The organism is Streptomyces sp. NPDC051064, from assembly GCF_044455985.1.
In the GTDB taxonomy this organism is placed as follows: domain Bacteria; phylum Actinomycetota; class Actinomycetes; order Streptomycetales; family Streptomycetaceae; genus Streptomyces.
The window spans coordinates 443619-468236 of the sequence record NZ_JBITFK010000003.1 but is presented as its reverse complement, the minus strand read 5'-3'; the positions used below and the strand labels follow the sequence as shown (position 1 = coordinate 468236).

General features: G+C 71.1%; 23 protein-coding genes. 6 read left to right on the top strand and 17 right to left on the bottom strand.

The window, feature by feature from the left end; genetic code table 11:
* Window positions 1–413: 413 nt before the first annotated feature.
* The 3 genes from ACIBCU_RS13965 (at window position 414) to ACIBCU_RS13955 (ending at window position 4604) form a co-directional block, all read left to right on the top strand.
* A complete protein-coding gene (locus ACIBCU_RS13965; protein WP_399231440.1) occupies window positions 414–1382 on the top strand; it encodes a glycoside hydrolase family 6 protein in 969 nt (322 codons plus the stop codon).
* Window positions 1383–1901: 519 nt separating this feature from the next.
* Window positions 1902–3707, top strand: a complete 1806-nt coding sequence (locus tag ACIBCU_RS13960; RefSeq protein ID WP_399231438.1) for a gamma-glutamyltransferase family protein — start codon at window positions 1902–1904, stop codon at window positions 3705–3707.
* Between the two features lie 45 nt (window positions 3708–3752).
* A complete protein-coding gene (locus tag ACIBCU_RS13955; RefSeq protein WP_399231436.1) occupies window positions 3753–4604 on the top strand; it encodes an inositol monophosphatase family protein in 852 nt (283 codons plus the stop codon).
* 62 nt (window positions 4605–4666) lie between these two features.
* Here ACIBCU_RS13955 and ACIBCU_RS13950 read toward each other — a convergent pair whose 3' ends face one another.
* Both ACIBCU_RS13950 and ACIBCU_RS13945 read right to left on the bottom strand, forming a co-directional pair.
* Window positions 4667–5941 (bottom strand): LAETG motif-containing sortase-dependent surface protein, encoded by a 1275-nt coding sequence (locus ACIBCU_RS13950; RefSeq protein ID WP_399231434.1) that lies wholly within the window; start codon window positions 5939–5941, stop codon window positions 4667–4669.
* Window positions 5942–6056: 115 nt separating this feature from the next.
* Complete coding sequence (locus ACIBCU_RS13945) at window positions 6057–6914, bottom strand: nucleotidyltransferase domain-containing protein (RefSeq protein ID WP_399231432.1); 858 nt, start codon at window positions 6912–6914, stop codon at window positions 6057–6059.
* A gap of 86 nt (window positions 6915–7000) precedes the next feature.
* On the opposite strand from ACIBCU_RS13945, the gene ACIBCU_RS13940 reads away from it, so the two are divergent.
* Window positions 7001–8416 carry a phytoene desaturase family protein gene (locus ACIBCU_RS13940; RefSeq protein WP_399231430.1) on the top strand — a complete coding sequence of 472 codons (1416 nt, stop codon included), beginning with the start codon at window positions 7001–7003 and terminating at the stop codon, window positions 8414–8416.
* A 51-nt stretch (window positions 8417–8467) separates the two neighbouring features.
* Here ACIBCU_RS13940 and ssuE read toward each other — a convergent pair whose 3' ends face one another.
* From ssuE to ACIBCU_RS13890, 10 genes are all read right to left on the bottom strand, one after another.
* Window positions 8468–9025 (bottom strand): NADPH-dependent FMN reductase, encoded by a 558-nt coding sequence (gene ssuE, locus ACIBCU_RS13935; protein ID WP_399231428.1) that lies wholly within the window; start codon window positions 9023–9025, stop codon window positions 8468–8470.
* Window positions 9026–9089: 64 nt separating this feature from the next.
* Entirely contained in the window at window positions 9090–9854 is a 765-nt protein-coding gene (locus ACIBCU_RS13930; protein ID WP_399231425.1) for an alpha/beta hydrolase, read from the bottom strand.
* 54 nt (window positions 9855–9908) lie between these two features.
* The gene (locus ACIBCU_RS13925; protein ID WP_399231423.1) at window positions 9909–11240 is read right to left on the bottom strand and encodes an NtaA/DmoA family FMN-dependent monooxygenase; all 1332 of its coding nucleotides are present in this window, start codon (window positions 11238–11240) and stop codon (window positions 9909–9911) included.
* Between the two features lie 46 nt (window positions 11241–11286).
* Window positions 11287–12159, bottom strand: coding sequence for an ABC transporter ATP-binding protein (locus ACIBCU_RS13920; RefSeq protein WP_362932222.1), 873 nt, complete (start codon window positions 12157–12159; stop codon window positions 11287–11289).
* Complete coding sequence (locus ACIBCU_RS13915) at window positions 12156–13127, bottom strand: ABC transporter ATP-binding protein (protein WP_399231420.1); 972 nt, start codon at window positions 13125–13127, stop codon at window positions 12156–12158. The genes ACIBCU_RS13920 and ACIBCU_RS13915 overlap by 4 nt, the downstream gene beginning before the upstream one ends.
* Window positions 13124–14011 carry an ABC transporter permease gene (locus tag ACIBCU_RS13910; RefSeq protein WP_399231418.1) on the bottom strand — a complete coding sequence of 296 codons (888 nt, stop codon included), beginning with the start codon at window positions 14009–14011 and terminating at the stop codon, window positions 13124–13126. Before ACIBCU_RS13910 ends, ACIBCU_RS13915 begins: the two co-directional genes overlap by 4 nt.
* A gap of 2 nt (window positions 14012–14013) precedes the next feature.
* Window positions 14014–15054, bottom strand: a complete 1041-nt coding sequence (locus tag ACIBCU_RS13905) for an ABC transporter permease (protein ID WP_362932228.1) — start codon at window positions 15052–15054, stop codon at window positions 14014–14016.
* A 39-nt stretch (window positions 15055–15093) separates the two neighbouring features.
* Window positions 15094–16665 (bottom strand): ABC transporter substrate-binding protein, encoded by a 1572-nt coding sequence (locus ACIBCU_RS13900; RefSeq protein WP_399231416.1) that lies wholly within the window; start codon window positions 16663–16665, stop codon window positions 15094–15096.
* A gap of 469 nt (window positions 16666–17134) precedes the next feature.
* Window positions 17135–17977, bottom strand: a complete 843-nt coding sequence (locus ACIBCU_RS13895) for a DsbA family protein (protein ID WP_399231686.1) — start codon at window positions 17975–17977, stop codon at window positions 17135–17137.
* A 50-nt stretch (window positions 17978–18027) separates the two neighbouring features.
* Complete coding sequence (locus ACIBCU_RS13890; protein WP_362932232.1) at window positions 18028–18462, bottom strand: Rrf2 family transcriptional regulator; 435 nt, start codon at window positions 18460–18462, stop codon at window positions 18028–18030.
* A 152-nt stretch (window positions 18463–18614) separates the two neighbouring features.
* Between ACIBCU_RS13890 and ACIBCU_RS13885 the strand changes: the two genes are divergently transcribed.
* On the top strand, window positions 18615–19124 hold the full coding sequence (locus ACIBCU_RS13885; protein ID WP_359475943.1) for a cupin domain-containing protein: 510 nt from the start codon (window positions 18615–18617) through the stop codon (window positions 19122–19124).
* 9 nt (window positions 19125–19133) lie between these two features.
* On the opposite strand, the gene ACIBCU_RS13880 is transcribed toward ACIBCU_RS13885, so the two are convergent.
* A complete protein-coding gene (locus tag ACIBCU_RS13880; RefSeq protein ID WP_399231413.1) occupies window positions 19134–19712 on the bottom strand; it encodes a Type 1 glutamine amidotransferase-like domain-containing protein in 579 nt (192 codons plus the stop codon).
* Between the two features lie 290 nt (window positions 19713–20002).
* Between ACIBCU_RS13880 and ACIBCU_RS13875 the strand changes: the two genes are divergently transcribed.
* Entirely contained in the window at window positions 20003–20371 is a 369-nt protein-coding gene (locus ACIBCU_RS13875; RefSeq protein ID WP_362932238.1) for a nuclear transport factor 2 family protein, read from the top strand.
* 8 nt (window positions 20372–20379) lie between these two features.
* Here the strand turns inward: ACIBCU_RS13875 and ACIBCU_RS13870 are convergent, their stop codons facing one another.
* From ACIBCU_RS13870 to ACIBCU_RS13855, 4 genes are all read right to left on the bottom strand, one after another.
* Window positions 20380–21198: a helix-turn-helix domain-containing protein gene (locus ACIBCU_RS13870; RefSeq protein ID WP_399231684.1), complete on the bottom strand. Its 819-nt coding sequence runs from the start codon at window positions 21196–21198 to the stop codon at window positions 20380–20382.
* Window positions 21199–21223: 25 nt separating this feature from the next.
* Complete coding sequence (locus tag ACIBCU_RS13865) at window positions 21224–21562, bottom strand: P-II family nitrogen regulator (protein WP_362932240.1); 339 nt, start codon at window positions 21560–21562, stop codon at window positions 21224–21226.
* Window positions 21559–22881, bottom strand: coding sequence for an ammonium transporter (locus ACIBCU_RS13860; RefSeq protein ID WP_399231410.1), 1323 nt, complete (start codon window positions 22879–22881; stop codon window positions 21559–21561). Before ACIBCU_RS13860 ends, ACIBCU_RS13865 begins: the two co-directional genes overlap by 4 nt.
* Before the next feature lie 193 nt (window positions 22882–23074).
* Window positions 23075–24310, bottom strand: a complete 1236-nt coding sequence (locus ACIBCU_RS13855) for a right-handed parallel beta-helix repeat-containing protein (protein WP_399231408.1) — start codon at window positions 24308–24310, stop codon at window positions 23075–23077.
* Window positions 24311–24618: the final 308 nt, after the last annotated feature.

Sequence of the window (24618 nt, the reverse complement as noted above, 5' to 3'; positions counted from 1 at the left end):
TCCCTTGACGCGGCACATCCGCTGGCGTGGGTTGATCCTTCCCCGTGGCCGATACGAGAGTTTCTCCTGCGGGACCTGGCGGAAATCTGGGATGGTAGCGCTTCCAGTTCCGTTGAGCTACAGCTCAGTTGCTGTTGCCCCGGAGTCAGGAAAGGAAGTTGCGTGGAGCCACTTGACAGGCTGAACGGCGCATCACACGATACCGGCCAGCACCCCAAAGCTTTCGGATGCCATCCGGGAGCGCTTCCAGTGGGAGCGCTCCCTCGGCTTCCCTGAGTTGCTCGTTGTTGTGTTTCGTCCCGGCCCGAGTTGCGGGATTTCCGGGACATCGAACCACCGCACCTCCTCCGCGCGCCGCACGCTCAGGACGAGAGCCGTGCGATGTATCCCCCGTCAGGAACTGAGGTACCCCCATGCATCACCTCACCCGTGTGGTGACGGCAGCACTGCTCGCCCTGCCGTTGTCCCTCGTTGCCTCGCCGTCCGCCCAGGCTGCCGACCCGACCACGCTGACCAGTGGCTTCTACGTGGACCCCAACTCCAGTCCTGCCCTGTGGGTTGCCGCCAACCCCGGCGACGGACGAATGTCCGCTGTCCGGGACAACATCGCCACGAAGAACATGGCCCGCTGGTTCGGCAACTGGAGCGGCACCATCGGCACCGCGACCGGCGCCTACGCCGGCTCGGCCGATGTCGCGGACAAGCTGCCCGTCCTCGTGGCCTACAACATCCCCAACCGCGACATCTGCGGCGGGCATTCCGGCGGAGGGGCAGGCTCCGCGGCCGCCTACAACGAGTGGATCGCCGCGTTCGCCAGCGGCATCGGCAACCGTCCCGCCGTCGTCATCCTGGAGCCGGACTCGCTCGGGGACACCGGCTGCATGACAGCCGCCCAGATTGCCGAGCGCAACGCCCTGCTCAACAACGCGATCACCCAGTTCAACGCGAAGGCCCCCAACACCTGGGTCTACCTCGACGCGGGCAACCCGGCCTGGCTCAGCGCCACCACGATGGCCGCGAACCTGAACGCTGCGGGCCTCAGCCGCGCCCGCGGCTTCTCGATGAACGTCTCCAACCACTACACCACCGCGCAGAACATCACCTACGCCAACGCGATCAACGCCGCGCTGAGCTCGTCCAGGGGATACACCAAGCCGTTTGTTGTGGACACCAGCCGCAACGGCAACGGCTCCAACAACGGCGAATGGTGCAACTCCGCCGGCCGCAAGCTCGGCACCCCCAGCCAGAAGGGCGGGGGCGCCGAGATGCTCCTGTGGATCAAGACCCCGGGTGAGTCCGACGGCTCCTGCGGCGTCGGAGCCGGCTCCGCGGCCGGTCAGTTCCTCCCCGAGGTCGCCTACAAGATGATCTACGGCTACTGACCTCCCCGGACTCCCGTGCCTGGCCTCCTCGACCCGCCATAAGGCACGGGACACCGTCACCCACCGGCAGGGGCCGCCGATCTCACGTCACCTGGCGGCTGCCCCGGCCGGTGGGACGGACAACCCGACGTGTCCCGGTCCTCATCGCGTACAACATCCCAGGCCGGGACTGCGGTGTTGTTCCGCCACTCGCCAAGGGGCGAAGCCCCGGCAGTGGCAGGCGGCGCCCCGGGATGGCTTCCGTGTGCCGCGGCACACGGAAGCCTCAGTTGTCCTTGAGGCGGGGGAGTCAGTGGTGACTCTGGCCAGGTGGCCGGGGCACGCATCTCCCACCGTCACGCTCGACCACTACGCGCACTTCATGCCCGAGGCGGGTCGCAAGGGGCGACAGGCGATCGATAGCCTGCTCGACGATCAGGTGAACGACCTTGCAGGGCGGAACTCCCCAGATTCTCCCCAGGCCCGATCGTGAGCCGTGATCGGTCCGTTTGGCACGTACAAATAGCAAGGTGACGCGCGATGTTCACGACCCGACCGACCCTCCAGGGCACCTTCGGCATGGTGTCCTCCACCCACTGGCTCGCCTCGCAGTCCGCGATGGCCGTCCTGGAGGACGGCGGCAACGCCTACGACGCCGCCGTCGCCGCCGGATTCGTCCTGCACGTCGTCGAGCCGCACCTCAACGGGCCGGCCGGTGAAGTCCCGATGATCCTCGCGCCGAAGGACGGCGACGTGCGGGTGCTGTGCGGCCAGGGCCCCGCCCCCGCCGGCGCGTCGGCCGCGCACTACCGCTCGCTCGGCCTCGACCTCGTTCCCGGTACCGGCCCGCTCGCCGCCGCCGTACCGGGCGCCTTCGACGCCTGGATGCTGCTGCTGCGGGACCACGGGACGAAGACCCTCGCCGAGGTCCTTCGCTACGCCATCGGATACGCCGAGGACGGCCACGCCACCGTCGAGCGCGTCGGCCAGACCGTGGAGACCGTCCGCGAGCTCTTCGAGACCGAGTGGCCGACCTCCGCCGAGGTCTACCTCCCCGGCGGGAAGGCGCCCGAGCCCGGCAAGCTGTTCCGTAACCCCGCACTCGCCGCCACCTGGCGCCGCCTGACAGCCGAGGCCGAGGAGGAGGGCGGCACGGACCGCGTCGCGCAGATCGATGCCGCCCGCGCCGTCTGGCGCACCGGCTTCATCGCCGAGGCGCTGGTCCGCCAGGCCGCCGTCCCCACCATGGACACCAGCGGAACCCGCCACACCGGCACGCTCACCGCCGCCGACCTGGCGGACTGGTCCGCGACGTACGAGGCGCCCGCCACGTACGACTGGAACGGCTGGACGCTGGCCAAGGCGGCGGGCTGGAGCCAGGGCCCCGCCTTCCTCCAGCAGCTCGCCCTCCTCCCGGCCGAACTCCCCGCCTACGGCTCCGCCGACTACGTCCATCTGCTCATCGAGGGCTGCAAGCTCGCCATGGCCGACCGCGAGGCCTGGTACGGCGACGCCACCGGCGTACCGCTCGACACCCTGCTGTCCGGGCCGTACAACGACGAGCGCCGCGCGCTCGTCAAGGACACCGCATCCCTGGAGCTGCGCCCCGGCAGCCCCGATGGCCGCACCCCCCTGCTCAGCGCGCATGCCCACGCGGTCGCGGCCGGCAAGGCAGGTTTCGACGCCATGGGCATACCGGCCGCCGGTGCGGGCGAGCCGACCGTGGCCAAGGACGGCGCGACCCGAGGTGACACCTGCCACCTCGACATCGTCGACCGCTGGGGCAACATGATCGCCGCCACGCCCAGTGGCGGCTGGCTCCAGTCCAACCCGGTCGTGCCCGAACTGGGCTTCCCGCTCGGCACCCGGCTGCAGATGGCCTGGCTCGACGAGGGCCTGCCGAACACGCTGACCCCAGGCCGCCGTCCGCGCACCACGCTCACCCCGTCCCTCGCCCTGCGCGACGGCGTGCCCGTTATGGCCTTCGGCACGCCCGGCGGTGACCAGCAGGACCAGTGGCAGCTGCACTTCTTCCTGGCCGTGGCGCTGCGGGACCGGGTCCGTGGCGGCCTCGACCTCCAGGGCGCCATCGACGCTCCCAACTGGCACAACGACAGCTTCCCCGGCTCCTTCTTCCCGCGCGGGATGCGCCCGGGCAGCGTCACCGTCGAGGAGGGCATGGACCCGGAGGTCGTCGGCGAGCTGCGCCGGCGCGGTCACGACGTCACGGTGGGCGACGCGTGGTCCGAGGGCCGGATGTGTGCCGTCGCCAGGGACCCGGAGACGGGCGTCCTGTCCGCCGCCGCCAACCCCCGCGGGATGCAGGGCTACGCGGTCGGCCGCTGACCACCTGCCCGGGGCGCACCCGGCGGACCGTGCTTAGCTGGAGTCATGATCGATGACTTTCTGTACGGGAACGCCGGGCACGCCGGGCCGGCGGCCGAGGTGGAGGCGGCGGTCCGGGCAGCGGCCGCCGCCGAGATCATGCCGCGCTACCGGCAGCTGGCCGCACACGAGATCGTCGAGAAGAGCGGCCCCCACGACCTGGTCACGGCCGCCGACCGGCTCGCCGAGGAGCACCTCGCCGCGTCCCTGACCCGGCTGCTGCCCGGCTCGGTCGTCGTCGGCGAGGAGGCCGTCCACGCCGACCCGACCGTCCTGGACGCCCTGGGCGGCGACGCGCCCGTGTGGATCGTCGACCCGGTCGACGGCACCCGCCAGTTCGTCCACGGTGAACCCGGCTTCTGCACCCTGGTGGCGCTCGCCCTGCACGGCGAGGTGTACGCCTCGTGGACGTACGCCCCTGTCCTCGACGAGATGGCCGTCGCCGTCCGCGGTCGGGGAGCCACGCTCAACGGCACTGCTCTGCACAGTGGTTCACCTGCCACCGGCGCGGTGCTCAAGGTGGCCATGTCCCACCCCGACTACACCTCCGACGCCCAGAAGCGCGCCCTGCTCGGCCTGCGGACCGACGGAATCGACGCCCGTGCGTGCGGATCGGCCGGCCTGGAGTACCTCGCGGTCGCCTGTGGCGCGCAGGACGCGGTCGCGTTCAACTGGGAGTTCGCGTGGGACCACGCGGCAGGGCTGCTCCTGGTCACCGAGGCCGGCGGCGTCCAGTCGACACTCTCCGGCGCCCCTTACCGGATCACCGGCGGAAACGCTCTGCCGTTCACCGCGGCCAGGGACAGGACGACGGCGGAGAGGGTCCTTCAGGCTCTCCGGGCCGGCGGACAAGCCTAGGGCCATACGGCTGTGGCCGGTGCGGGGCTCCCGCACCGGCCACAGCCGGAGTGCCCGTACCGCTAGTTGCCCGCAGCCGCACGCCGCCGGACGGCGTAGAAGATCCCGCCGCCCGCGATCAGCGCCGCCGCTGCCGCGCCCACCATCGGCCCGGTGGAGTCGGAGCCGGTCGCCGCCAGGTTGCCGCCCGTCATCGTCTTCGGGTCGGAGCCCCCGGCCGTGGAGCCACCGGAGGCGGAACCGCCGGAGGTGTCCGTACCGCCGGTGGTCGAGGAGCCTTCGGTCGAGGAACCGCCGGTCGTGGAACCACCCGTCGTGGAACCGCCGGTCGTGGAACCGCCGGTCGTGGTGCCGGTACCGGCGTCGATCGTGATCTCCGCGGTGTCGTTGGCCGGGTTCGTGTCGAAGGGCCTGTCCGCCCCGGTGAAGGAGACCTTCCCGGTCGCACCCTCGACGGCCTTGTCGATCCGGAGGACGAACGGGTACGTCTCGCCACCCGCCTCGTCCACCCATGACTGCGAGGTGCCGCAGGTGTAGTGGGTCTTGGTGACCGGGCTGCAGTAGTCGTGCGCCTTCACGACCGAGGTTCCCGAGGGGATCCGGACGTCGACGGTCGCGGCACCCTGGCCCGGTTCGCGGTAGACCCAGGCCGGGCCCTTGTTGAGGAACTTCACCGACGCGGTGACCTCGTCGCCGACCTTGCCCTCGAGCCGGGCGCCGGTCAGCGCGAAGTCGGCCGTGTTGACCGCGGTGACGTCGGCTGAGGAGGAGCCCTCGCCGTGGCTCGCCCGGTCGGCGTCGGTCGCCGGAGCCTTCTCGACCAGCTTCAGCGGTGCGCCCGTGCCCGGCACGGGGTCCGTCCCGCCGCCGTCGCCCGTTCCGGGATCCGTGGCCTCGACGGTCATGCGGACCTTGTCGTACAGCGCGTTGTCCAGGGCCTTGAGCCCGACCGGCTGCTCCGGGACGTAGACGACGCCCGGCTTCAGCGGCTGCTCGACGGCGCACACAGCGAGGGTCTTCCCAGGCTCCTCGTCGGCCGACGACTGCGTCGAGTAAAGGCAGTTGCCGTAGGAGTCGGCCGTGCCGAGACCCGACGTGACGGAGTACGTCACCCAGGTCTTCCCGACCTCCTCGGTGCCCTTGTTCAGCACCGAGAACGGCACGTCGACGCCGCTGCCGGGCTGCGCACCCGTGATCGGCGCCAGCGGCCCGATCCCGAGGTCGGGCTCCGCGGCTACGGCGACGGCGGGCAGGGAGGCGAGCCCGGTCAGTGCGGCGGCGGCGAGTACACCGACCACGGTGCGCGACGGACGGCGGCCGGGAAGGGGGTGAGTCATAGAGGTTCCCTCGTCATGGCGTGCGGTGGAAAAATGCCGTCTCCGGCACAATCACTTACCGCGACAGAAGACGCTTACGGCCGTCGAACGGTTGCATGCACGCGCCACCGATAGTTCACCCGTCCGAAAGCCCCTGGACACCACCGGCTGCCGGGGAGTTGCCGCCCAGGACGGCCCGAACATCCCGTACGACCCCGGCCGCCGCCTCCACCGCCGGGGCGTCCAGGCCGCGCAGAGCGGCGGACACGCGGTCCGCGAAGTCCGCCGGGGTGTCCGGCAGAGCGGCGGCGGAGGCGAGCGCCCCCTTCTCGTTCAGGCACCAGGCGCGGTGGTGGGCGTGCAGGGCCTGGGCGAGGATCCCGAAGGCCTTCGACAGGCAGAGGGCGACATGGAGCGTGTCCCCGGACGGGGCCGACTTGCGGGCGGAGGCCACGGAGAACTCCGCCTCCCACGCCGCATCGGTCAGCGCGCGGCGCAGCGGCTCGGGGTAGGAGCGCGTCGCCTCCTGAAGGGACGTCAGCTCGCCGCCCGGGTCCACCAGGACCCGGCCGAGGGCGACCTCACCCACGTAACACGGGGACCAGAAGCCCAGCGGATGGCCGGGCTGGACCCCCACCTCGAAGCGACCCGCCCGGCAGTCCGACCACACCGACTCCACCCGGTCCAGATCGCGCAGGATCCAGTCGACGGCGACCCCGTCCACCGTCAGCCACGCCCCGCCGTTCACCCAGGGACCCCACCCGCCGGGTCCCGCCACGTCGGCCGGCGCCCCTTGGACCTCGGACGCCAGTGCGGTGAGGGCGTCCAGATCCGGTGCGCCCCGGTAGTAGACGCCCAGATCCCAGTCCGAATCGGGACGATGGGTGCCGCGGGCGCGGCTTCCGCCCAGGGCGACGGCATCGATACCGGATACCTGGGCGAGCCGGGAGGCCATCGCGGCGACGGCGGGGGAGGGCAGGCATGCGTTACTCATCGGACGGGAGGCTACCCGGAGCCCTCTTGTCGGCGTACACGAATATCCTGGGTGCCCTGGCCACCGGCTGACAAAGGAGTCCGAAGGTGCCATCGATGCTGGATGCCGTCGTCGTGGGGGCGGGCCCGAACGGGCTGACAGCCGCTGTCGAGCTGGCCCGCCGCGGTTTCGCCGTGGAGGTGTTCGAGGCCGGGGAGACCGTCGGGGGCGGCGCCCGCACCGAGGAGCTGACCCTTCCCGGCTTCCGCCACGACCCCTGTTCCGCCGTGCACCCGCTGGGCATCGGTTCCCCCGCCTTCAGGGCGATGCCGCTCGCCCGGCACGGCCTCGAATGGCTTCAGGCGCCGCTCTCGCTCGCGCATCCGTTCCCGGACGGTTCCGCCGCGGTGCTCACCGGGTCCGTCGGGGAGACGGCCATGTCGCTGGGCCCGCAGGACGCGGGCGCCTACCGCAGGCTGGTCGCACCCTTCACCGGCCACTGGGACACCCTCGCCGCGGACTTCCTGCGCACTCCATGGGACGGCCTGCCCCGGGATCCGTACCGCTGGGCACGCTTCGGGCTGGACGCCGTCCAGCCGGCCACGCTGCTCTCCCGGCGCTTCAAGGGGGAGAAGGCGCGCGGTCTGCTCGCGGGCCTCGCCGGGCATGCCATCGCTCCCGCGAGCGGCCTCGCGACCGGTGGGATCGCCCTGCTCTTCGCGCTCGCGGCGCACGAGTACGGCTGGCCGGTGCCGCGCGGCGGCTCGCAAGCCATCTCGGACGCCCTCGCCGCCTTCCTGCGCGAACAGGGCGGCACCATCCGCACGGGCATCGAGGTCAAACGCCTCGATGAACTCCCGCCCGCCCGTGCCTACGTCTTCGACACCTCGCCGACCGCGCTCGCCCGGATCGCCGGACTCGGCGGCGCCTACGACCACTACCGCTACGGGCCTTCCTGCTTCAAGATCGACTACGCGCTGTCGGGCCCGGTGCCGTGGACGGCCGAGGAGGCCCGGCGCGCCGGCACGGTGCATGTCGGACCCTCCGCCGCCGAGATCGACGCCGCCCTTCGCGCCGCCGTGGCCGGCCGTGACCCGGACGTGCCCTTCCTGATCACCGCGCAACCCAGCATCGTCGACCCGACCCGCGCCCCCGAGGGCCGCCATGTCTTCTGGGTGTACGGGCATGTCCCGTCCGGCTGGGAGGGCGACGCCACCGAGGTCATCGAGCGTCAGCTGGAGCGGTTCGCCCCCGGATTCCGCGACCTGGTCCTGGCCCGCGCCGTCGCCGGACCGCCCCGCCTCGCCGTACGCAACGCCAACTACGTCGGCGGCGACATCGCCACCGGGGCGTTCGCCGGGCTGCAGACGGTGCTCCGCCCCAAGCTCGCCCGGGTGCCGTACGCCACCGCGCACCCCGCGGTCTTCCTCTGCTCGTCGGCGACCCCGCCCGGCCCCGGTGTGCACGGCATGTCGGGGCACCACGCGGCGAAGGCGGTGTGGCGGCGGCTGCGGGCGGCGTGAGCCGCGGAAGCAGCAGTGGCCGCCGGGCTGCGATGCCGCGGTGACGCTCCCTCAGCCCGTGGGCGCCAGCACCGCCGTACGCCCGCCGAGCAGCCGGGAGAAGGTGTCGGTGACCTGGGCGAGAGCCTCCGCCGCGCCGGGTGCGACGCTCAGCGTGCCGTTCTCGCCGGCGGTGAGGTCCTTGTCGAGGGTGAACCAGCCCGGGACGATGTGCGCCGCGCCCATGGAGCTGAGCACCGGGCGCAGCGCGTAGTCGATCGCCAGCACATGGGCCGTGCTGCCCCCGGTGGCCAGCGGCAGCACCGTCTTGCCGGTCAGCGCGTACTGCGGGAGCAGGTCCAGCAGTGTCTTCAGCAGGCCCGAGTAGGCGGCCTTGTAGACGGGGGTGCCTATGACCACCCCGTCCGCCTCCTCGAAGAGCGCCGTGGCCTCGACGACGGCCGGGTGCTGGAAGTCGGCGCCCAGCAGCGCCTCGGCGGGCAGCGTGCGCACGTCCAGCGGTGTCACGTCGTGCCCCTGGTCCCGGAGCCGGTCGTCCAGGTGGCGCAGGAGCCGCGCCGTGCGGGAGGTGGCTGAGGGGCTGCCGGAGACCGACAGGATGGTTGCCATGGGGAGCCTTTCTCTACGGGTCAGGAATGCCGGTGGCGTGGGACATGGCCGAGGGCGGCGGCGCTCACCACGCGCTCGAATCGACGGTGACGACCGGCACCAGTTCGTTGCGCAAGGTCTCCAGGAAGGTGACGATCTCCGCGGCCACCGAGCGGTGCTGCATGTCGTTGAGGACGTCGTGGTGTGCGTCCCGCACCACCGACAGACGGGCCCGCGGAAGGGACTTCGCCGTACGCGCGAGTGCCTCACGGTCCGCGAGCGGATCGGCGTCGCCCGTCAGGAGCAGTGCGGGAACGCCGATGTCACCGGCGTACGCCGCCGCGAGCAGGGCCTCCGGTACCGCTTCGTCGAGCGCCCCTCGCCGGAGCCCGGTGTCCTCGGTGAGCGTGCCCCGGTGTGCGGGGCAGGCGGTACGCACGTCGAGCTCGTCCTGCCACCCGCCGACGGAGGCGGCCCCGCCGGAGGGGATCCCCGCCAGGACGACGGCGTCCGGCCGGGCCGCGGACGGTACGTCCTCCCGGCCGAGGAGCGCCGCGACGGCGACAGCTCCGCTGTCCGCTCCCACCAGCACGAGGGGGCGTACGACGCCGTCCTCGCCCGAGTCCTCGGCCGCGGCGGAGAGTTGTGCGCCGAAGCGCGTCAGCGAGCCGGCGGGATCGCCCTCGTCGAGGCCGGGGGCGTCGATCACGCGGACGCGGTAGGCGTCGGCGGCCAGCCGTCTGCCGAGCCGGGTGTAGGTCGCCCGGGTCTCGCCCCGGCCGGGCACCACGACGAGGGTGCCGCGCGTGCGAAGTCCCTCGGGGGCGTGGTGGTCGGTGTACTCGGTCATCTGGATCCTCCGTGTGCGTGCCTGTTCAGGGGGTGCGCGGACCGCGTCAGCCGTTCACGAGCTCGCGCCGGAGGTGTGGCGGTTCGCGGGGACGGGCAGCCCGAGGTTGCCGCGCAGGGTGTCCGCCTCGTACTCGGTCCGGAACAGGCCGCGCTTCTGCAGGAGCGGCACCACGCCCTCGACGAAGCGGTAGAGGTCGTCGTTGTTCCGGAACGCCAGGTTGATGCCGTCCAGCGTGCCGGCGTCCGACCACTTCTCGATGGTGTCGGCGACGGTCTCCGGAGACCCGACGAACGGCGAGCGGCGGAACGCGTTCACGGACTCGGCGACTTGACGCAAGGACAGGTTCTCTGTCCTCGCGCGCTCGATGATCTTCCCGGCGCCCGTCCGGCCACCCTTCTCCGCGAGATGGGCGACGTCGGGGAACGGTGCGTCCAGGTCGTGCACGCTGAAGTCGTACGCGCCGAAGGACCGGCCCAGGAGCGCGAGGTTGCTCGCGAAGTCGTTGTCCTCCTCGAAGATCTCCCGTTCCCGGCGCCGGGCCTCCTCGTCGGTCGCGCCGACGATCGGTCCGCCGTGGATGAAGACCTTGATGTGGTCGGGGTCGCGTCCGTGGGCCGCGGTGCGCTTCTTGATGTCGGCGTAGTACTCCTGCGCCGACTCCAGCGTGCCGCCCGGTGCGTAGATGCCCTCGGCGACGCGCGCGGCGAGGTCGCGGCCCTCGGCGGAGACCCCGGCCTGGAAGATGACCGGCTGCCCCTGCGCCGAGCGGGAGATGTTGAGCGGACCGGCGACCTTGAAGTGCTCCCCGACGTGATTCAGCGCGTGCAGCCTGGACGGGTCCAGGAAGATATCGCGCTCCACGTCGGCGGGGAAGGCGTCGTCCTCGTAGGAGTCCCAGAGCCCGCGGGCGACCTGGACGAACTCCAGGGCGCGGCCGTACCGGGTGGCGTAGTCGAGGTGTTCGTCGAGCCCGTAGTTCTTCGACGTACCGGTGTCGAAGCTGGTCACCACGTTCCAGCCGGCGCGTCCGCCGCTGATGTGGTCCAGGGAGGCGAACCGGCGGGCCAGGTTGAACGGGGAGTTGTACGTCGAGCTCGCCGTGCCGACCAGGCCGAGGTGCTTGGTGTGGGTGGCGACGGCGGAGAGCAGGGTGAGCGGTTCCAGCCGGTTCAGGTAGTGCGACGGGTAGGTGGAGTTGATGAACTGGCTGTCGACGACGAACAGCGCGTCGAAGAGGGCGTGTTCGGCCGCCTGGGCCTGCTGGATGTAGTAGTTGATGTCGATGCTGGCGTTCTTCGCGACGAGCGGGTCCTTCCACAGACCGTGCTGGCCGGGGCCCCCGACGCCGTACGGGTGCAGTGCGAGATGGATCCTGCGGGACATGGGTGTTCCTCTCGGTGGTGCGGGGATGTGCGGAGGCGCTCTGCGGTCAGCCGGTCAGCTGTGCGCGCAGGGCCTCTCGCTCGGAGCGGTCGGCGGTCCGCGAGTGCAGCGTCGGCGCGGAGCCGACGAGCAGCCGCGTGTACACGTGCCGCGGGTGGTTGATGACGTCGCGGGCGGAGCCCACCTCGACGAGCTCCCCCCTGTAGAGCACGGCGATGCGGTCTGCGGTCCCGGCGATGGAACCGAGGTCGTGGGAGATGAAGACGAGGGACGTCCCGGCGGCGCGGAGCTCCTTGAGGATCTCCAGGACCTGCACGCGGTTGGCGGAGTCCAGGGCACTGACCGGCTCGTCGAGGATGACCAGGGCGGGCTCCGTGACCAGGGCGCGGGCCACGGCGACACGCTGGCGCTGGCCCCCGGAGAGCTCGCCGGGCAGCCGCCCGAGCAGTTCCGCGGACAGGTGGACCCGGTCGAGGAACGCGCGGGCCCGTTCCACCGCCTCCTTACGCGGCACCCCCCGGATGAGCAGGGGTTCGGTCAGGGAGTCCTCGACGGTGAGGTCCGGGTCGAGGCTCCGCAGCGGGTCCTGGAAGACGTACTGGACGATGCCCCTGCGGCGCAGGGCGCGCCAGCGGCGGTTGCCGTAGCCGGTCACCTCCTCGCCGTCGACCCGGATCGAGCCGGCCGAGGTGCGCACGAGGCCGAGCACGGCGCGGGCCAGCGTGGACTTCCCGGAGCCCGTCTCGCCGATGACGCCGACGGTCTCCCCGGGCGCGACGCTCAGCGAGACCCCAAGCAGGGCGCTCCGGCCGCGGCGTCCCCGGCCGTAGCGGACCTCGAGGCCCTCGACGGCCAGGACGGGGGCGGGTGCGTCCTCCTCCCGGCCGGCGGTCCTCGCTTCCGGCGACGCGGTGGTCATGACGCCTCCTCGGGGTCTTCGGGGTCCTTCGGTTTCTCCGCGGCCTCCGGGTTCCCGGGGTTCTCCGGGTCCTTCGGGTCCTTCGGGGTCAGGAACTTGTCCAGGCCGTACTGCTCGTGCTCGGCCATCAGCAGCCGGGTGTACGCGTGCTGCGGATCGTGCAGCACCGACCGCGTCGGGCCCTGCTCCACCACCTCGCCCTGCCGCATGACCAGGACCTCGTCGCACAACTGGGCGACCACGGCCAGGTCGTGGGAGACGACGACGAGCGCCAGGCCGGTGCGCTCGCGCAGTTCGGCCAGCAGGTCGAGGATCTCGGCCTGGACCGTGACGTCGAGGGCCGTCGTGGCCTCGTCGGCGATGAGGGCCCGCGGCTCGACGGCCACGGCCGCCGCGATCAGGACGCGCTGGAGCATGCCCCCCGACAGCTCGTAGGTGTACTGGCCGTAGACCAGCTCCGGGTCCCGCAGCCGTACCGCCCTGAGGAGACCGAGGGCCTGCCGGCGCGCCTCGCGCCGCTTCACGCCCTTCTTGACCCGGATGACCTCGGCTATCTGGGCGCCCACGCGGATCGACGGGTTGAGATACGACGCCGGGTCCTGGAAAACGGCACCGATCGTGGTGCCGCGCAGGGCGGTCCACTGCCGGGACGTCAGGGTCGCGATGTCGGTTCCGTCGATCTCGACCGAACCGCCGGAGACCTCGAAGTGCGGGGGCAGGATCCCGAGGACGGCCCGGCAGGTCAGGGTCTTGCCGCTGCCGGACTCGCCGACGATGCCGACCGCCCTGCCGGCGGCGAGCTCGAAGCGGACGCCGTGGACGATCTCCCGGTCGGTGACCCGGTCGGTGATCTGCACGTCGCGGACCGCGATCACCGGGGGAGCGGCGGGGGCGGCTGGATTCGCGGCCCCGGCGGGCGCGGACTCCTCGGTACGGTCGGGGACGGTGTTCTGGAACAGGGTCCTCATCGGGAGCCTCCCACGGAGACGGGGGCGGATGTGCCGGTGCGGGCCCGGGCCTTGCGCCGCTTGACCAGGGCGCGGCCCGCCTCACCGGAGACGTCGCGGATGGCGTCGGCGAGCAGGTTGCACGCCCAGACGGTGACCATGATCAGCAGGGCGGGCGCCACCGGCGCCCAGGGCTGGTGGCTGAGGTAGCCCAGGTCGGAGGCGAGCAGACCGCCCCAGGTGGGAGCCGGGGGCTGCACACCGATGCCGAGGAAGGTCAGGCTGGAGACGATGACGAAGCCCACGCCTATGGTCTGGGCCAGCGCCACCGCGATCGGCGGGAGCACCTTGACCCATACGTGGCGGCGTACGACCCAGCCGACCGAGGCGCCGGAGACGATCGCGGCCTCCACGTACGGCGAGCGGGCCACGGCCAGCGTCGCGGCGCGCGCCACCCGGTAGAAGAGCGGTGAGACCAGTGCGCCCGTGACGAGCATGGCCTGCGTGATTCCGTTGCCGAGCAGCGCGATCACGGCGATGGCGAACAGCATGAACGGCAGGGCGACCAGGGTGTCGGCCAGACGGAGGGTCAGCCATTCGAAGACTTGGCCCGAGTAGACCGACAGGATGCCGGGGGCCGCACCGACGACGAGGGCCGTCAGCGCGACCTCCAGGGACCCGAGCACGCTGATCCGCGACCCGTCCAGGAGGCGGCTGAACACGTCACGGCCCAGGTAGTCCGTCCCCAGCCAATGGGCGCCCGAGGCCGATGCGAGCGTGTTGTCGCTGGTGGCCAGGGGATCCTGCGGGGCGAGCCAGGGGCCGCAGACGGCGAGCAGGGCGATCAGCAAGAGGATCACCACGGCGATCCGGCCGGATGTGAGTGAGAGGACGCGGCGCACCATCGTCATACCCCCCGCTGGGATGCCGGCATCACACGCGCCAGCACCAGGTTGATGATCAGGTTGAAGGAGACGACCAGCACGATCGACACCGCGAGCACGCCCTGCACCGCCGGCACGTCACCGGCCTGGGCCGAGTCGTTGGCGAACCGGCCGAAGCCCTGGAGGCCGAAGATCCACTCCGTGACCACGGAAGCACCCACCAGCGCCGGGAACTTCTGTCCGACCGTCGCGAGGGCGGGCCCGAGGCCGTTGCGCAGGACGTGGGTGAAGAAGATCCGCCGTGGGCTCAGGCCCCGGACCACCGCGCCCGTCACGTAGTTCTCGCCGTAGGCCGCGATGAGGCTGGACCGCAACTGGCGGGCTACGTCGGCGATGACGTCGAAGCTCAGCGCGAGCGCGGGGAGCGTGATGTGGGCGAGCCAGGGACCGACACCCTGTGCGGCCGGGATGTAACCGGCCGAGGGGAACAGATCGAGTCCCACCGCGAGGACCGCCACCAGCACGATGCCCACGACGAAGGCAGGCATCACCGAGATCACGGTGACGAATCCGGTGATCGCCCGGTCCACGACGGTGGTGCGCCGGAGCGCCGCCACCGTGCCGAGGAGGAAGCCCACGACCACACCGATGACCAGTGCGAAGGTCGCGACCGAGAGGCTCACCCCCAGGCCGAGGCCGATCAGTGTCGAGATGTCGGCCCCGTTGACCCAGCTGGTGCCGAGCTGTCCGTGCAGGACCCCGCTGAACCAGTCCCAGTACTGGGTCAGGAAGGGCTTGTCGAGCCCCCACTCGGCCTCGACGCGCTGGATCGCCTCTGGGGTCGCCTCCTCGCCCAGCTGGATGCGCGCCGGGCTCAGCCCGCTCATGGACCGCAGCGCGAACGTCACGAAGGTGGCCACCAGGAACACCGGCACGAAGATCGCGACCGACCGGCCGAGTACGGCAGCCACCCGCCCCGCCGCATGCCGCGCCCTGGTCGTGGGGACCCGGCCGCGCTCAGGAGTGACGCGCTCCGGTGTGAGCTCCGGTGTGGTCGTCGTCATGGGGTTTCCTCCTCCTTTCTGCAGTGGTGGACGGGACGGTCAGGAGCCGTCGGCGATCTGCACGCCGGTCCAGTCGATGTGGGCGGGGTTCTTCGGCAGATCGGAGAGCGCCTTGCTCTTGGCGAAGAGGTTGGGCGACGAGAAGGTGAAGATCAGGGCCTTGCTCTCCAGGCCCGCACGCGTCGCGGCCTGGAGCACCCGCCGGTAGTCGGGTGCGTCCAGAGGTGTCTGACGGACCTTGGCGACGGCCTCCTTGAAGCCCTCCGGCTCGTACGGAGTGCTCAGGTTCAGCGGGCCGTTCGGACCGAAGTGGGCGGTGAGGGTCTGCACCGCGGAGTCGCGGCCCGTCGTCGAGTACAGGGAGAAGACCAGGTCCTTGGCGAAGAAGGGGGTGGCCCAGTTCTTGTCGATCTTGATGGTGACCTTGACGCCCACGGCCGCCAGCTGCGACTGGACGATCTCGGCCTGCGGATCCTCCGCCGGGATGACCAGGTTCAGCTTGATGTCACCGGGCCCGTGGCCCGCCTCGGCCAGGAGCTTCTTCGACTTCGCCGGGTCGTATGGATAGGCGTTCTCCGACTCGGAGTCGTAGGCCTCGTACCCTCTGGGGAAGGGCTGGTCGGTGGCCTCGCCATGACCGAACGTCAGCTTGTCGACGAACTCCTTGCGGTTGACCGCGTAGCGGAGCGCGTCGACGACCCTGTCGTCGTCGAACGGCGCCTTGTTGACGTTCAGGCTGATGTTGGAGGCGTTGAAGCCGGGCTGGGAGAACACGTCCAGGCCCGCCTTCTCGGCGGCGGATGCCTGGCTCGGGTCGAGGTCGGCGAAGTTGTAGACACCGGTCTGGAGACCCGAGACCACGGTGGAGGCATCGGGTGCGGAGACCAGCTCGACGTTGTCGATGTGGATGTTCTTCGCGTCCCAGTAGTCGGGGTTCTTCCGCAGGACCGCCTTGGTGCCCGGGATCAGCTGGTCGATGACGAACGGCCCGGCACCGACAGGGGCCTGGTCCAGCTTCGCGGGGTTCGCGGCCGCCTTCGGGCTGGCTATCTGCAGGACGCGCTCCCCGAGCAACTGCGGTATCTGGTAGTCGACCTGGGTGAGGTCGAGCGTGGCGTCGAGCCCGTCGGCCCTCACCGACCCGATGGACGTCAGGTCGCCGAAGAGCGCGGAGTTCTCCTGCTTCTGCGCTCGCTCGATCGCGGCCTTCACGGCCGCACCGTCGACCGGCTGACCGTCGCTGAATTTCAGCCCGGGGCGCACGTGGAAGGTGATCCGGTCACCCTTCTCGTTGTACTCCCAGCTCTCGGCGAGGTCAGGGACCGCCTTGCCCTCCTCGTCGGTGCGCGTCAACGAGGCGTATACGAGCGCCAGTTCGCGGAACTGCGCGCCGCTTCCCCCCACCACCGGGTCCCAGTGGCCCGGGAAGTAGGAGGAGGCCCATTTCAGGGTGGCGCCGCCGGCCGACGACGAGGCGCTGCCGCCGCAGGCGCTCAGAGCCGGCACGAGCAGGGCGATGAAGGCGGTTCCGAGGGCAGTGACCCTCAGGCCGCCTGCCTGTCGGGCCGACCGGGCGTCCGGTCGGCGTCGGATCGTGAGTCGTGCGGGCATCTCGTTCTCTCTGATGAGTCCCGGCCCGGAGCAGGGCAGGAGGAGGCGGGGGAGCGCGGAGGGAGGCGCGGCACTCGCACGGAACCGTCGTCGCGTCTGCGGGCATGCGTCGTCGGCGCACGGCTGGGCAGGAGCGGGTCCGGGCGGGGGCGTCGAGGAACTCACGGCCCCGTACGGGGATGCGACGGAAGGCGGGGAGCCGGCGCGACGCACAGGCGCGGATCAGCGGACCGGCGGACAGCCGGTGCTGCCGTCAGAGGTCAGGCAGCGCCTGTGGAGCGTGGGCGGTCAGCGACAGAGTGCGCTGGAGGTGCGCCGCAGGTCCACGTAGCGGCACACCACACCGGGGTGCGTCGTGAGCATGGGCTCATCCTTGCGGCAGCCGTCCTCGCCTGTCAATGGACACCCTTTGGTGTCTCATTCGGCGGGACGGGACTCAACCGCAGCTCAGTGCGGTGCGGCGGTGAACTCAGCGGCCAGCAGGGTGCGCTGACGCCTCGTCGGGGTGCAGCCAGAGGAGGCCGTTCGCCGTCTCCAGGGAGACCGCTCCCGGCGGAGGCCACGCGCCCTCCGCCAGCAGGCCTCGCTCCGGTCCGGTCAGGCTCCGGTGCCGCTCCAGTGCTTCGGCGGGGGAGAGCGGCGCGGAGAGGTCGAGAAGCCCCGGGCAGAGCTCGTCGACGGCAGCCGCGTACGTCCCGTACGGCCGCCAGCCGGGAACCGCGCGATACCCCGCGGGGCCGCGCAGCAGGAGCGTCGGCAGCGCGTAGCGGTACCCGCCGTCGGGGGTCTCCTTGGCCGTGCCGGGGTGCGGTGATCCGCTCCGTACGGACAGGACTTCGGGGACCGGGCGCCGCGCCTCCGCACGGTCGGCGCGCACCCGCTCCAGTACACCGGGCGAGGCCGCGTCCGCCCTCAACCGGCCCGGGTCCAGGCCCGGGACGCCACGCGTGGCGGCCACCGCGGCCTCCAGGGTGTCCGCCGGCTCGCCCAGGACGAAGACGGTCTCCCGAAGGCGCCGCAGGACCCGTTCGGCCACATCGGCGCCCTGGAGCTCGGCGGCCCCGGCCACGAGCGACGACGGCCAGGAGCTCGCCGCGACGCGGCTCAGCCGGGCCGCCCGTGGGGCACGGGTGTGCGCGCTGATCCTCTCGACGTAGCCGGCGTAGTACGCGGTTTCGGCCGCCGGATCGGGCGCCGGGTCGTCCTCGTCGTCGAAGAGGATCGCGTACGCCCGCCGCCAGCGGACCCGGCCGGCCAGCGCGGTCCGCAGTCTGCGGAAGGCGGGCTCCGACCCCCAGGCCCAAGGGCACATGGGGTCGGTGTACTCCACCACCTCCACCGGCGGCGCGTCCGGTCCGCCGGTCACGCGGCACCGATCGCGGACGGCTGTTCGTGCGCCTCGGCGGGCAGCAGCGAGGCCAGGGTCAGCCCTCCGAGGACCGCCGCGGCGTCCGACTCGACCCGCCTCCACACCCCGGGCAGACCCACCGCGGGGCCCGGGTAGTCGAGCCCTCTCAGTGACTCGCCCCGGAGAGTGATCAGCTCACCGTCGACGGCGCGCACGACATCCAGCAGGGCGATCTCCCCGGCAGGTCTGCCGAGCCAGTAACCGCCCTCGCAGCCGCGCTGGCTGCGCACCAGACCGGCCCTGCGCAGCTCGCCCACCACGGACTTCAAGAACCTGAACGGAATCTCCTGCGAGGAGGCGATGGCTTCGCAGGAGAGCGGACGGCCGGGATCACTCGCGAGCTCCAGAAGGGCACGCGTGGCGTAGTCCGCCTTCGCGGAGATATGCATGCCCACATCATGCCCCGGTGGTGCGCCGCAGGCGAGGCGCCGCCGGCCGTTCCCCGCCTGCGTCGCGCCGTGCATTGCGGGAACATTGCCGCAGATGAAGGGGAAAGGATACCTGTTGACATCCTTTTCGCCGCCGACCTAACGTCCCTGCCATGAGCGAGCCGTTGACGACCCCCGGAGAAGGGTTCCACCCTCACCTCCACGAAACCCCGGGCCGCGCGGCGGCCCCCCTGCGCGCCCGTCTGCACCACATCCGCGCGGACGCGCTGGACGGGGACACGGCGCAGACCGGAGGCATGCGGAGATTCAGTGCCGTCAGCGGCCGGACCGTGGGTTCCGAGAAACTGTGGATGGGCCAGACCCACGTCGCCCCCGCGACCGCGTCCTCCGACCACCATCACGGCGAGTCCGAGACCGCCATCCATGTGGTCGGCGGACACCCGGAGTTCGTCTTCCTGGACGACTCGGGGGACGAGCCGGAGGAGGTGCGGCTGCGCACCTCACCGGGCGACTACATCTTCGTCCCGCCGTTCGTGCCGCACCGTGAGGAGAACCCGGACCCCACCGAGGAGGCCGTGGTCGTCATCGCCCGCAGCACCCAGGAGGCGATCGTGGTCAACCTGCCGCGTCTGTACGCCCTGGACCTCGACGCGAACGCCTGACGGGCCCTGTCACCCGTGGACGAGCAGGCGGCACGGCCATGCCCGCTCGCTCGCTCGGCCGTCCCCATCGCGCTCCACCCGGTACAGGTGCGCGTCCGGGACCCGGGTGACGGATTCCCGAAGGCCGAGCCCGTCTCGCAGGAACGTCAGCGGGCCGAAGGAGTCGGTGTGCGAGCCCTCGGCCCAGCAGTTGGCGTCGGCACTGATCCCGCACAGCAGCGTCCCCCGCTCGGCCGCCTCCCGCAGCAGCTGGTCCACGCCGTGCACGCGCCAGACCGCGAGCATGTTCGCAGTGTTGCCGCCGCCGACGTACACCACGTCCTGCGAGAGCAGAAACGTCCGCAGAGCGGCGTCGTTCAACTCCCGCCGGAACAGCGGCAGTACGGAGGGCTCGCAGCGGCGTGACCGGAAGGCGCTCTCGAACTGCCCGACATAAGCCGGGGCGTCCCCGCTCGCCGTGGGGACGAAGCACACCTTGGGCCGGGCAACGCCCGCGTGGGAGAGCAGCCAGTCGTCCAGCAGCCCGTCCCCATCCATGGAGAAGCCGCCTCCGAGGAGTGCCACACGGTGAGCGGGGGCGTCGGCCACGGGAGGGTCCTCTCGACTGGCGGGGCCGGTGCTCCGCACTGTGCCCGGCCATGCGCCCCTGGCACATGGACAACCTGGTACAGGAAGCCCTGGGGCGCGAGGCCGCCCGGAGATTACCTCAGCGGTAATCGACCCTCTGCGACGAGTGCGGCAGGCTGCGGAGCGCAAGGCAGGGCGGCACACAGCCGGTGAGCCGCCGCCCGGCCAGGCTGCCCGCCGGTGAGGCGGGAGCACGGCCGTTGCCGCAGGCGCGCCGTCCGGCGCACCCGCAGAGACGAAAGGACACCGCTGTGACCATGCACGAGGACGCCGTCGAGCGCTACTTCACCGCTTGGAACGCTGCCACCTCCGAGGATCTGGCCAAGGCAGTCGCCGACGCGTTCACCGAGGACGGCACCTACACCGACCCGTTGGGTGAGGCGAAGGGGCACGAGGGGATCGCTGCGGCGATCACGGGCGCCCACCAGCAGTTCCCCGGCTTCGCGTTCGAGCTCACCGGTACGCCCGACGCCCACCACAACCTGGTGCGTTTCACATGGGACCTGGTCTCCACCGCAGACGGGTCCGCTCCCGCCGCCGGCTTCGACGTGATCACGCTCGCCGACGACGGCCGCATCAGCAGCGTCGCCGGCTTCCTGGACCGCCTGCCGGGTGCGTGACCCCTCCCTCAGCCGGCCTCCTGAAGGGCAGCGGCGGTCTCCGTGTCCGCGGGCAGGAACGTCTCGACCGCCAATTCGGCAACGGTCACATCCATCGGTGTGTTGAAGGTCGTCGCCGTCGAGATGAAGGACAGCACCCGGCCGCCCGCCTCGATCCGGAGCGGCAGTGCGTACGGGTGGGCTGCCGGGCCCCGCCCGTCCGTACGCTCACCCGGGCCGGCCGACGTGTCGCCCGACGGGTCCGGATATGCGGCCACCTCCTCGTAGAGGCCGCGCAGCGCTTCGGAGGAACGCAGCGCGGCCTGCCGCTCCATCCGTTCCAGGAGGTGGCCACGCCATTCGCCCAGATTGCGGATCCGCGGGGCCAGGCCCTGCGGATGCAGCGTCAGGCGCATGGCGTTCATGGGCGGCCGCAGCAGGTGACCGGCCACCCCGTCGAGCAGCAGTCGCACGCCCTTGTTCGCGGCCACCACGTCGTACATCCCGTCCATCACCAGGGCGGGAAAGGGATCGTAGGCGGTCAGCAGCTGGTCCAGTCCGGCCCGCAGCGTCGTCATCGCCGGTGCGGTCAGCGCTGTCTCCGGATACGAGGGGGCGTAACCCGCCGCCACGAGCAGCGCGTTGCGGTCCCGTACGGGAACGTCGAGGTGCTCGGCAAGATGTAACACCATGGACCGGCTCGGCGTGGACCGGCCGGTCTCGATGAAGCTGATGTGGCGTGCGGAACTGTCGGCTCTGAGGGCCAGTTCGAGCTGGGTGATGCCTCGCAGCTTGCGCCAGCCCCGCAGCAGGCTTCCGGCGTTCACGTCATCGACCGTCCTGGCCATGGCAGTCGTCATGGCCAGGACGGTACTAGAGGGCCTCAGGACCCCGCTCGCCCGTGCGGACCCGCACAGCGGTCTCCACGGGCATCGCCCACACCTTGCCGTCGCCGATCTTGCCGGTGCGGGCGGCGCGGACCAGTGCTTCGATCACCGGCTCGGCGTCCGCGTCCTCGACGAGGACCTCTATACGGATCTTGGGCACCAGGTCCACCCGGTACTCCGCACCCCGGTAGACCTCGGTGTGGCCGTGCTGGCGCCCGTATCCGCTGGCCTCGGTGACCGTCAGCCCGTTCACACCGAGGTCCTGCAGAGCGGTCTTCACCTCGTCGAGGCGGTGCGGCTTCACGACGGCGGTGATGAGCTTCATGGGGCGGTGCTCCTGTCCTGGGGAAGAAGTGCGGAGTGGCCCTGGGTCTGCGCGGCGGCGTGACCCAGGCCGCCGTGATCGTAGGCGCTCTCCGCGTGCACTGTCTGGTCCAGGCCCGTGAGCTCCTCCTCCTCGGACGCCCGCACACCCATCAGCCGGTCGATCGCCTTGCCGATCCCGTACGTCGCCAGGAAGGTGTACGCGGCCACGGCGAGCACCGCCACGGCCTGCCGGACGAGCTGGCCCGCTCCGCCGCCGTAGAGGAGGCCCTCGGCGCCCCCGGTCATCGTCGCCGTCGCGAACAGCCCTATGAGCAGCGTGCCGACGACGCCTCCCACGAAGTGCACACCGACGACGTCCAGGGAGTCGTCGTAGCCGAACCGGAACTTCCACGCGACGGCGTACGAGCACACGACTCCGGCCGCGAGCCCCACGACGGCCGCGCCGAGCACCCCGACGGTCCCGCAGGCGGGTGTGATCGCGACCAGGCCGGCGACCACACCAGAGGCCGCGCCGAAGGTGGTCGGGTGGCCGTCGCGCCGCTGTTCGACGAAGAGCCAGCCGAGCAGCCCGGTGCATCCGGCGACGAGGGTGTTGAGGACCGAGGCGGCGGCCAGGCCGTTGGCGCCGAGAGCCGAGCCGCCGTTGAACCCGAGCCAGCCGAACCAGAGCAGGCCCGCGCCGAGCATCACCATCGGCAGGTTGTGCGGCCGCATCGCGTCCTTCTTGAACCCGATGCGGGGGCCGATCACCAGGGCGAGGGCCAGGCCCGACGCTCCGCAGGTGATCTCCACGACGAGACCGCCGGCGAAGTCCAGGGCGCCGAGCGAGTCCTTGATCCACCCGCCGGGCCCCCATACCCAGTGGGCGACGGGAACGTATACGAGCAGGGTCCACACCGGCACGAAGACCAGCCACGCCGCGAACTTCATACGGTCCGCGATCGCTCCGCTGATCAGCGCGGCGGTGAGGATCGCGAAGGTCAGCTGGAAGGTGGTGAACAGCAGGGTCGGGACGCTGCCGGTGAGGTCGTCGGGGCCGATGCCGACCATGCCCGCGTGGCCGAGGCCGCCGATCAGCCCGGCGAACGTGTCGTCCCCGAAGGCCAGCGAGTAGCCCGCGACCAGCCACACTACGGTGACCAGCGCGATCGACACGAAGCTCATCATCAGCATGTTGAGGACGCTCTTCGTGCGCACCATGCCGCCGTAGAACAGTGCGAGGCCCGGAGTCATCAGCAGGACGAGAGCGGTGGCGGCGAGGAGCCAGGCGGTGTCGCCGGTGTCGAGGCCTGCCGAGGCCAGGGTGGTGGGGGTCAAGACGGGGTCCCTCCTCGGGGCACGGTGAGGTCCGGCCCAGAGAGGGTCGCGGGCGTGCGTTTCGCGGAGGACGCCGTCACGTTTCCGGAATGTTTCATTGCGGGAAGGTGACCGAAACCTCACCGGGAAACGACGCGACGGCCTCCGCCGCCCCGTCCGGATCGGACGGACGGACCGGCGGAGGAGTCGGTGGCTACGGCTGCGGCGTCACCTTGTTGCCCCCGAAGGTCACGACCAGGGAGCCGTCCGAGGCGAACGACCAGTCCATCGCACCGGCGTAGGCCGAGCAGGACAAGCCGTTCGAGCCGGTCCAGAACTGGTTGGAGCTGTCCGCGTCGCCCACCGTCTTGTCGTTGGAGCCGTCGTCGCTGCGGCAGGAGACGTTGCCGCGGAACACCGAAGTGCCCTTGTCGAAGGAGAAGTTGCGTTCGGCGTTGTCGATGCTGACGTTGCCCGACACCGTCATCGAGCCTGGGTTGCTGTTGTAGGTGAATCCGTGGTGGCCGTTGTCGTAGGCGATGTTGCGCCGGACGATGTGGTCCACCTCGATGTCGTCACCGCCGAGCTTGTAGCCGTTGCGGTCGCCGTCGGAGTTCACGGTCCCGTCGGACAGGGTCCCGTTCTCGTAGGAGAGGGAGTCCTCGATGGTCACCGGGCCGATCGGGCCCGTCTCGGACTTGGTGTAGAGGTCCCAGCCGTCGTCGATGTTGTTGTGGGACACGGTGTAGCGGAAGACGTTGCCGGGGCCCGAGGTGAGCTTCGATGCGAAGCCGTCGGCGTCCTCACCGTCGGAGTCCGCGTTGTCGTGCGACTCCGAGCTCAGGATGAGGTTGTCGGCAGGCCACTCGTCGTCGGGGGTGTCGGAGGCGATCCGGGAGATCTGCAGGCCCGAGTCGTGGTTGAAGCGCGTCACGACATGCTCGATGACGTTGTCGCTGCCGCCGACGAAGATCCCGTTGTCACCGGCGTGCTCGACGATGATGCCGTCGATGTGCCAGTACGCGCCGTTCACGGCGAGCCCGCGGTTCGCCGGATCCTCGCTCATGGCGGCGAAGTTGAGGACGGGGGTTTCGTCCGGGTAGGCGGCGAGCGTCGTGCGTGCGCTCGACGTGCCGTCGTTGCCCGGCGGGATGGTGACCGTCTCGGAGTACTCGTACGTCCCGCCGCGCAGGTAGATCGTCCCACCGGAGGTGACGCGGCTGATCGCCGACGAGAGCGTCGTCGGGGCCGACTCCGTGCCCGCCGCGTCGTCGCTGCCGTCGGGCGCCACGTACAGGGCGTCGGCGGCCACCGCGGCCGAGGCGACGGCCTTTCCGGTCGAGGTGGCCGCGTGGGGGGCGGACGTGGCCTGCGCCATGGTGCCGGACAGCGCGATGGTCGATCCGGCGAGCAGGCTGATACACGCGATGACGGACTTCTTCTTCTGCATCGATCGTCTCCAGGTCGGTTGGTTCGTCCGGCCGGTGGGCGCCGGGGCCGCGAATCCGGAACTCGGGCCAGGGGTGCGACAACGCGTCCTGTTCGAGCTTCTGAACAGACCGTGCCACCGGTGCCACACTGGGTGGGGGGCAAGCGCTTTCTAGGACCGTAAGCTTGTGTCGTGAACGCGTCAATAGATCTGTACGTGATCACCATTCATGAATCTGAACATCGACTCCGGCCGGGAGAACCGTGGGCGGCCGCAAGCCGTGTCGGATTTCCGCGCGACGTCGATGTCGGATTTCCGCCAGCCGACCG